The organism is Dactylosporangium sp. NPDC051485, assembly GCF_040682015.1.
Taxonomy (GTDB): domain Bacteria; phylum Actinomycetota; class Actinomycetes; order Mycobacteriales; family Micromonosporaceae; genus Dactylosporangium.
The window spans coordinates 1-4358 of the sequence record NZ_JBFAZW010000232.1 but is presented as its reverse complement, the minus strand read 5'-3'; the positions used below and the strand labels follow the sequence as shown (position 1 = coordinate 4358).

Sequence of the window (4358 nt, the reverse complement as noted above, 5' to 3'; positions counted from 1 at the left end):
GTTTACCGCCTGCGGGGGCCGCCGGGTACGGGGCCCCCGCCGCCGCGTCGTTACCGTCAGCCCGCGGTGCGGGCATCGTGGCCGGCCGCGTCCACCGGCAGACCGGCTCCGGGCGCGGCACCGTAGTAGGCGGTGCGCATGATCTCGCGCAGGTCGGCCAGCATGGGCATGCGCGGGTTGGCCGGGGCGCACTGGTCGAGGTACGCGTTCATCGCCTGCTGCGGCAGCGCATCGAGGAACGCACGCTCGTCGACGCCGGCCGCCTGGAACGAGGGCTGGATGCCGACCTCGTCGCGCAGGCGTTCCACCGCCCGGGCGTAGGACTCCACGCCCTGCTCGGGGGTTTCGGCCGGCAGGCCGAGCATCCGCGCGATGTCCTGGAACCGCTGCGGGGCCACGTACCGCTCGTACTTCGGCCAGGCGTTGAGCTTCGCCGGCACCTTACCGTTGTGCCGGATGACGTGCGGCAACAGGATCGCGTTGGTGCGCCCGTGCGCGATGTGGAAGGTCGCCCCGAGGGTGTGCGCCAGGGCATGCACGATGCCGAGGAAGGCGTTGCCGAACGCCATGCCCGCGATCGAGCCGGCGTTGTGCATCTTCTCCCGGGCGACCGGGTCGGCCGCGCCCCGGTGCACCGCGGCCGGCAGGTTCTCGAACACCAGCCGGATCGCGTGCAGCGCGAGACCGTCGGTGTAGTCGCTGGCGTAGACCGACACGTAGGCCTCGGTGGCATGGGTGAGCGCGTCGAACCCGCTGTCAGCGGTGACATTCGGCGGCAGGTCGGCGGTGAGCACCGGGTCCACGATCGCGACGCTCGGGGTGAGCGCGTAGTCGGCGAGCGGATACTTCATGCCGGTGGCCGTGTCGGTGATGACCGCGAACGGGGTGATCTCCGCACCGGTGCCCGACGTCGTCGGGATGCAGACGAGGCGGGCCAGTCGCCCGAGCGCCGGGAAGGTGAACGCCCGCTTGCGGATGTCGAAGAACTTCTCCCGCATGTCGGCGAACTCGGTGTCGGGGTGCTCGTAGAGCAGCCACATGACCTTCGCGGCGTCCATCGGCGAGCCGCCGCCGAGCGCGATGATGGTGTCCGGCCGGAACTCCCGCATGAGCTCGGCGCCGCGTTCCACGGTGGCCATGGTCGGTTCGGGCTCGACGTTGTCGAGGATCTGCACCGTGACCGGGTTGGCGCCGTGGCGCAGGGCCTCGCGGATGCGGTCGACGTAACCCAGGCGGGTCATCGTCGGATCGGTGACGATGCTGACGCGGTGCACGTCGGGCATGTCGGCGAGGTACCGGATCGCGTTGGGCTCGAAGTAGATCTTCGGCGGCACCTTGAACCACTGCAGGTTGTTGTTGCGCCGGCCGACCCGCTTGATGTTGAGCAGGTTCGGCGCGGACACGTTGCCCGACACCGAGTTGCGCCCGTAACTGCCGCAACCGAGGGTGAGCGACGGGACGAACGCGTTGTACACGTCGCCGATGCCACCCTGCGACGACGGCGAGTTCCAGATGATCCGGACCGCCTTGACCTGCCGGCCGTACGCCTCGGCGACGGCCCCTTCGGCGGCGTGGATGACGGCGCTGTGGCCCAGCCCGTCGAGCTCCACCATCTGCTGGGCCAGGCGGAAGCCCTCCTCTCGGGAACCGGCGCGCAGCACGGCCAGCACCGGGCACAGCTTCTCGCGGGTCAGCGGCTCATGGGGCCCGACGCCCTCGACCGGCACCAGGATGACCGAGGTGTCGTCCGGCACCGCGAACCCGGCTGCGGCCGCGATCCAGGCCGCCGGACGGCCGACGACGTCGGCGTTGAGCCGCGACCCGTCACCGAAGACGAACCGCTCCAGCAGGCGCTTCTCCTCCGCCGTCGCCACGTGGGCGTGCAGCCGTTCGAACTGGGCGATCGCCTGGCCGGCGATCTCCTCGTCGAGGATGACGGCCTGCTCGGAGGCGCAGATCATGCCGTTGTCGAAGGTCTTCGACACCAGGATGTCGTGCACGGCGCGCTCCACGTCGGCGGTCCGGTCGATGAAGGCGGGCACGTTGCCTGGGCCGACGCCGAGCGCCGGCTTGCCGGCCGAGTAGGCCGCGCGGACCATCGCGCTACCGCCGGTGGCCAGGATGACGGCCACGCCGGGGTGGGCCATGAGCGCCTGCGTCGCCTCGATGGACGGCTCCTCGATCCACTGGATGCAGTGCCGCGGCGCACCGGCCGCCACGGCCGCGTCCCGGACGATGCGGGCCGCCTCGGCGCTGCAGCGCTGGGCTGACGGGTGGAAGGCGAACACCACCGGGTTGCGCGTCTTGAGCGCGATGAGCGCCTTGAACACGGTGGTGGACGTCGGGTTGGTCACCGGCGTCACGGCGCAGACGACGCCGACCGGCTCGGCGATCTCAACGATCCCGTTGATCTCGTCGCGGGCCACCACCCCTACGGTGCGCAGATTGGCCAGGCTGTGCGCGATGTGCTCGGAGGCGAAGACGTTCTTGACCGCCTTGTCCTCGAACACCCCGCGCCCGGTCTCCGTGACCGCGAGCTCGGCGAGATCGCCGTGCCGGCTGAGCGCGGCGACCGAGGCCTTCTTGACGATGTGGTCGATGCGCTGCTGGTCCAGCGCCGCGTAGTCGTCCAGCGCGCGCAGTCCCTGCCGCACGAGGCGATCGATCGACGCGGCGGCGTCCTCGACGGTCACGTCGAGCTCTGCGGGCGACGGGGCAAGGGTCCCGGTCACCGTCATCACATCCCTTCCGGGGGCCGGCACGGACCGGATCGGTCCATGTCGAATCCTTGCCGCGATCGGCGGCCGCGCCCAGTGCCCAGGGTCCCGGTCCGCAGTGCCCAAAGTCCCGGTCCCGGGCTGCCCCCTCGTGGCATCCGGCGCCTCCGTGGCCGGTTGGACCACGGCACAGGTCCGATCGGCATGTCCGCGGCGGGCCGTTGGACCCGCGGCGAGCCGCCTGAAGCCCTGTCTGCGGGTCCGCGCCGGCGCCTAGCGTTCGAGGTGCACCGGTAGGCAGCGACCACGGCGAGGAGGACCGGTCATGAACGGCACGGACGTGGTGGTGGGCATTGACGGCACGCCGGCCTGCGGCGCCACGCTGCAATGGGCCGCGGACGAGGCCGCGCGCAGCGACGCGCGGCTGCGGGTCGTGGTGGCGTTTCCCGGCGATGATCAGGACGACCGCAGCGCGGCGGTCGCGGCGGCGGAGGCCGCGGCCGCCGTGGTCCGCGGGTACCGGCCCGGGCTCGACGCGACCGGGTCCGCGGTGCCCGGCGACCCGGCCACGGTGCTGCAGGCCATGGCGGCCGATGCCGCGCTCGTCGTGGTCGGCAGCCGCGGGCATACCGCGCTGTCCGCCGCGCTCGGTAGCGGCAGCGGCACGCGGGTCGCCCTGCGCGCGCCCGGCTGCATCGCGGTCGTGCGTGGCCGAGCCGGCGCCGCCGGGCCGGTCGTCGTCGGCCTCGACGGCTCGCCCACCGACAACAGACTGCTGGCGACCGCGTTCGAGCACGCGGCCCGACGCGGCTGCGAGGTCGTCGCCGTCCGCGTGCTCAACCCACTGGCCGTACCGTGGGGTGGTGTCGGCATCGCGGCCATGATGCCCGGCCCGGTCTCCGATCGGGCTACCGTCCTGGCGGAGCTGACCGACGACGTGGGGCGCTGGCACGAGAAGTACCCCACCGTGCCCGCCACGGCCCGGGTTCCCATCGGCGAGCCGACCAGCGTCCTGCTCGACGCGTCCGGCGAGGCGCAGTTGCTGGTGCTCGGCGGCCGCGCGCACGGCCCGGCCGCCGCGCTGCTGGCCGGCTCCGTGGTGCAGCGGCTGCTGTTCCACGCGGAGTGCCCGCTGCTGATCGCGCACGGCGAGCGGGACGCCTGAGGTCCGGCGGCGTTGCCCGGCGCGGGCGAGCGGGACGGCTGAGGTCCGGCGGCGCCGCCCGGCGCGGTTGTCCGATGGCCGGGCGCCGATGGCGTGCGCGTGTTCGGCTCGTTGCGCCGTCGAGCACGCGCACGCAGGGCGAAGGTCCCGGCGGACAAGGGCGATTGTGCCCTGTGGGGCGTGGTGCGGCGCGGGGCATGCTGTTGGCAGCACAGCGACACGCCAATCGTAGCCCCAGGGAGGGCCCCATGAAGCGCAAGACCCTCGACGCCATCGTCGGCTTCGGCCTGGTCCTCCTGGCCGGGCTGCTGCTGGTCGCCGGTCTGGTCCTGACCAGCAACGCGAACTTCGCCAACAACTACGTCAAGAGCCAGCTCGGCGAGCAGCAGATCAGCTTCAAGACGGCGGACACGCTCACCGCCGAGGAGAAGCAGTCCGCGTGCCTGGTCAAGTACGCCGGCCAGCAGCTCACCACC

2 protein-coding genes and 1 pseudogene are annotated in these 4358 nt (G+C 72.4%); 2 read left to right on the top strand and 1 reads right to left on the bottom strand.

Annotated elements, in window-relative coordinates:
- Positions 1-56 precede the first annotated feature (56 nt).
- Positions 57-2732, bottom strand: a complete 2676-nt coding sequence (gene adhE / locus AB0M46_RS51070; RefSeq protein ID WP_363348981.1) for a bifunctional acetaldehyde-CoA/alcohol dehydrogenase — start codon at positions 2730-2732, stop codon at positions 57-59.
- Positions 2733-3042: 310 nt separating this feature from the next.
- Here adhE and AB0M46_RS51065 point away from each other — a divergent pair, with 310 nt between their 5' ends.
- Positions 3043-3882 (top strand): universal stress protein, encoded by an 840-nt coding sequence (locus AB0M46_RS51065; protein WP_363348979.1) that lies wholly within the window; start codon positions 3043-3045, stop codon positions 3880-3882.
- A 248-nt stretch (positions 3883-4130) separates the two neighbouring features.
- A pseudogene (locus AB0M46_RS51060) lies at positions 4131-4358 on the top strand (hypothetical protein); the annotation flags it as partial.

What these genes read in the sequence shown, in the direction of transcription:
- AB0M46_RS51065 (WP_363348979.1), top strand. Translation starts at nt 3,043, where the DNA reads ATGAACGGCACGGACGTGGTGGTGGGCATTGACGGCACGCCGGCCTGC.